Source organism: Methanobrevibacter sp., from assembly GCF_045636185.1.
Lineage (GTDB): Archaea > Methanobacteriota > Methanobacteria > Methanobacteriales > Methanobacteriaceae > Methanocatella.
The window spans coordinates 1-3,783 of record NZ_JAZTXC010000136.1 but is presented as its reverse complement, the minus strand read 5'-3'; the positions used below and the strand labels follow the sequence as shown (position 1 = coordinate 3,783).

Here is a 3,783-nt window from a genome sequence, read left to right as displayed (position 1 = left end):
TATCTGTCAAGGTTCCAGAGCATACCCAGACGACCCTGTAAGATCAACCTTAGAAGTAGTAGCTTTAGGTGCTGCTTTATACGACCAAATCTGGTTAGGTTCTTACATGTCTGGTGGTGTAGGATTCACTCAATATGCTACAGCTGCATACACCGATAACGTTTTAGACGACTTCACCTACTACGGTAAAGACTACGTCGAAGACAAATACGGAGACTTATGCGCAGCACCTAACAACATGGACACTGTTCTTGATGTAGGTACTGAAGTAGCATTCTACGCATTAGAACAATACGAAGAATACCCAGCTTTACTCGAAACTCACTTCGGTGGATCTCAAAGAGCTTCCGTTATTTCCGCAGCTGCAGGTGCTTCTACCGCATTTGCTACTGGAAATGCACAAACTGGTTTAAGCGCATGGTACTTAGCTATGTACTTACACAAAGAACAACATTCCAGATTAGGATTCTACGGTTTCGATTTACAAGATCAATGTGGTGCAGCTAACGTATTCTCCATCAGAAACGATGAAGGATTACCACTCGAAATGAGAGGACCAAACTATCCTAACTACGCAATGAACGTAGGTCACCAAGGTGAATACGCTGGTATCGCACAAGCACCTCACTCCGCTCGTGGAGACGCTTGGGCTTTCAACCCATTAGTAAAAATCGCATTTGCTGACAAAAACTTAGTCTTTGACTTCAGTAAAGTACGTGAAGAATTTGCTAAAGGTGCATTAAGAGAATTCGAACCTGCTGGTGAAAGAACTGCTATTACTCCAGCAAAATAGATAGATAAACACGGTGATAGGTGATTTTATCACCTATCCCACCACTTTATAAAATCAAGTTTACTTGAAAAAAATCAAAAGATTTATATAAACAGTAATTTAAAATAATATATACAAATCAAGTTTGCTTGAAAATTATCAAAAGATTTATATTAACATTATTAACAAAAGTTATAGTAAGTAATAATTCTTGATAATTATTGCTTGATTTGGATTTTTGTATGGAACAAAAATCAAATTTTATTTCATGTTTATTAAATGATCAATTTAATAAAAAATATGGAGGAAAAAAATTATGGACCCTATAACATTAGGTGTTGTTGCATTGATGGGTGCTGTTGCAACTATCGGTGGGGCTGCAGAGGACTTAGAATCTGATATCGGTTCTCAAAGTAACCCTAACTCACAAGTTCAACTTGCTCCACAAATGGGACATTTACACCGTATGATAAACAAAGCGGCTTCTGGTGAACCGGTCGCTTATGGTGTTTGGTGTGGAATAGCTGGTGCTGTTGCATATATATTAATTACTATGTTTGGTTTGATTCCTGGATTCCCAGTAATCGCTATCGCAATTGGTGCTGCTGTTGCTGCATGTGTTCACTCTATTTATACAGTTACATCCCACATGGGTAGGATTGTTGGTCAATCTCAATTCGAACAACCATTGTTTATGGATGTGTTAACTCAATCTTTAGGACCTATCGCAGGTCACGGATTTATAACTAGTTTTTGTATTGTTGGAATTTCATATTTAATGACTATTCCATTAGGTACTTCTGGCCCATTACACGTATTCCCATTACCTCTTTTAGCTATGCTCTGGGGTATTGCTTTAGGAGCTATCGGTTCTTCAACTGGGGATGTACACTACGGTGCAGAAAGTGAATATCAGAAATTTGAATTTGGTGGAGGTACTCCTGTAGCTATTCAAGGGGATATCGTTACTAAAGCTCCATTAGGTGCTAAAAACTCTATGGATGTTGTAAACTTCTGTGCTAAATTCGGTGGACCATTAACTGGTTTCTGTTTCGGTCTCGTTGTATTCTTTAGTTTTTGGAATACAGTAGTATTTGGAATTACTGGCGGTATTATTGTAGGTATTATAATTGTCATTTTATTAATTATCATGAATGACAGATTAGAAGTATTTGCAAGAAATAAATACGGACCATATGACGAAGAATAAGGAGGTTTCGATTATGGATCCAATTAGTTTAATTTTATTCATCGCAATAGGCGGTATTATGATTGGTGCTGGTGTGCACTTCATTCCTGTAGGAGGAGCTCCTGCAGCTATGGCAACTGCTACTGGTGTAGGTACCGGTACAGCTATGTTAGCTGCTGGTGCAGGTTTAACTGGTCTTATTACTGCTGCAGCTATGGCGGATCAGCCAGTGTATATAATTGGTATAAGTGGTGCATTGGGTGCTATGATAATGATGGGTATTACCATGCTCATAGCTAACTTAATTTACATCTTCGGTGTAGGTATTGTTCCTGCTGCATCTAAAGTACCTGTTGACTGGATTACCAAACGTAACCAAGAAGCTTATAAAACTCCTGGTACCGAAGGTCACGGTGTACCTACTACTTCATACATAAGTGGTCTTATTGGTGGACTTCTCGGTGGTCTCGGTGGAGGATTAGTCTTCTACGGTATTAACACTGCTGTTAAAGAAAGTACTTTTATTTCTGATCCTGCTGTTAGTATTGGTTTAGCTGCAATTTTAGGTGTTGGTGTCTTCTTTGTTAACTCTGTTATTGCTTCATATAACATTGGTGGTACTATTGAAGGTATGCACGACCCTAAATTCAAAAGAATTGGTACTGGAGCACTCGCATGTGCTATTGCATCTGTAGTGCTTGGAATTTTCTGTATTATTTTAACTGGAGGTATATAAAATGTCTGCTGGTGGAAGTGCTGACGGTGCAGCTGCTGGTGCAGTAAGTTCAACTCACCTTTTAATCATGGGTATCGTCGGTGGATTACTTTGTATATATATTTCAGGCTTTTTAGGAGAAGTTTTAGGTTCAGTTATTGCTGGTATCGGTGCAGTTCTTGCAATTATATGGGGAGCAGATGCTATTCGTAGAGTAGCAAGTTATGGTTTAGGTACTGGTGTTCCATCTATCGGTTATATGTCATTATCCGTAGGTGTTATCTCATCATTAGCAGGTATTAGTTTAGCAGCTATTCTTAAAATGAACATTCTTGGCCCTATTGCGGCTTTAGTATTTGCTGTTATTATTGGTGCTATTATTGCTATTGTTGCAACTAAAATTGTTGGTATGAAAATCCCTATTATGCTCCAATGTACTATCGAAATTGCTGGTGCTGCTGCTTTATCAATCTTAGGATTTTCCGTTGCTATTGCAGGTAGTTACGAAATGATGGCAATTTACGAAAGTGTTGTTGCTAGTGGTTATATTGCTGTATTATTTATTATGTGTACTATGGCTATCCAACACCCATTCAACGCATGTTTAGGACCTAACGAAGATCAAGTAAGAACTTTAAAATGTGCTGCTTCAACTGCATTCTTATCCATGGCTATTGTAGGTATCTTATCCTCAATTACTGGTGGAATTGGATGGGCTATTGTATTAATAGTCGGTTTAGTAGGTTGGATTTTCTCATTCAGAGCTTTCGTTCAAGCTTCATGTAATGATGCAGCATCAACAAGATGGGCTGGTTTATGGCCTAAAGTAGAAGAATAGGAGGAATTATATATGGCTCAAATGTTACCTATGGTACAAATCGTACCTGAAATGAATTTCGCATATGACCCTGTCACTGGGGTTCTCGGATCATCTTTAGGTTCAGGAGTTGTTCTCCTATCTATGGATGAAGTTGATGAAGCTGTAGATAAAGTAAGCGCAGCTGCAGATGAATTAATGGCATCATTAGATCCTTACTCCAGTCCAGCTGGATCTTACCCTGGAAGGGAAGGTTCCTATGTAACTGCTGGTATGTTAACTAACATGGT

4 protein-coding genes and 1 pseudogene are annotated in these 3,783 nt (G+C 38.6%); all 5 read left to right on the top strand.

What is annotated here, in order from left to right; all coding sequences use genetic code 11:
* Nucleotides 1–793 (top strand): annotated as a pseudogene (locus tag ACKI3Q_RS07690) (methyl-coenzyme M reductase subunit alpha); the annotation flags it as partial.
* Nucleotides 794–1,088: 295 nt separating this feature from the next.
* Entirely contained in the window at nucleotides 1,089–1,982 is an 894-nt protein-coding gene (gene mtrE / locus ACKI3Q_RS07685; RefSeq protein ID WP_407415858.1) for a tetrahydromethanopterin S-methyltransferase subunit E, read from the top strand.
* Between the two features lie 13 nt (nucleotides 1,983–1,995).
* Entirely contained in the window at nucleotides 1,996–2,697 is a 702-nt protein-coding gene (gene mtrD / locus ACKI3Q_RS07680) for a tetrahydromethanopterin S-methyltransferase subunit D (protein WP_407415856.1), read from the top strand.
* 1 nt (nucleotide 2,698) lies between these two features.
* Complete coding sequence (gene mtrC, locus ACKI3Q_RS07675) at nucleotides 2,699–3,514, top strand: tetrahydromethanopterin S-methyltransferase subunit MtrC (RefSeq protein WP_407415854.1); 816 nt, start codon at nucleotides 2,699–2,701, stop codon at nucleotides 3,512–3,514.
* Between the two features lie 12 nt (nucleotides 3,515–3,526).
* On the top strand, nucleotides 3,527–3,783 hold a 257-nt coding region (gene mtrB / locus ACKI3Q_RS07670), incomplete at its 3' end, for a tetrahydromethanopterin S-methyltransferase subunit MtrB (protein WP_407415852.1).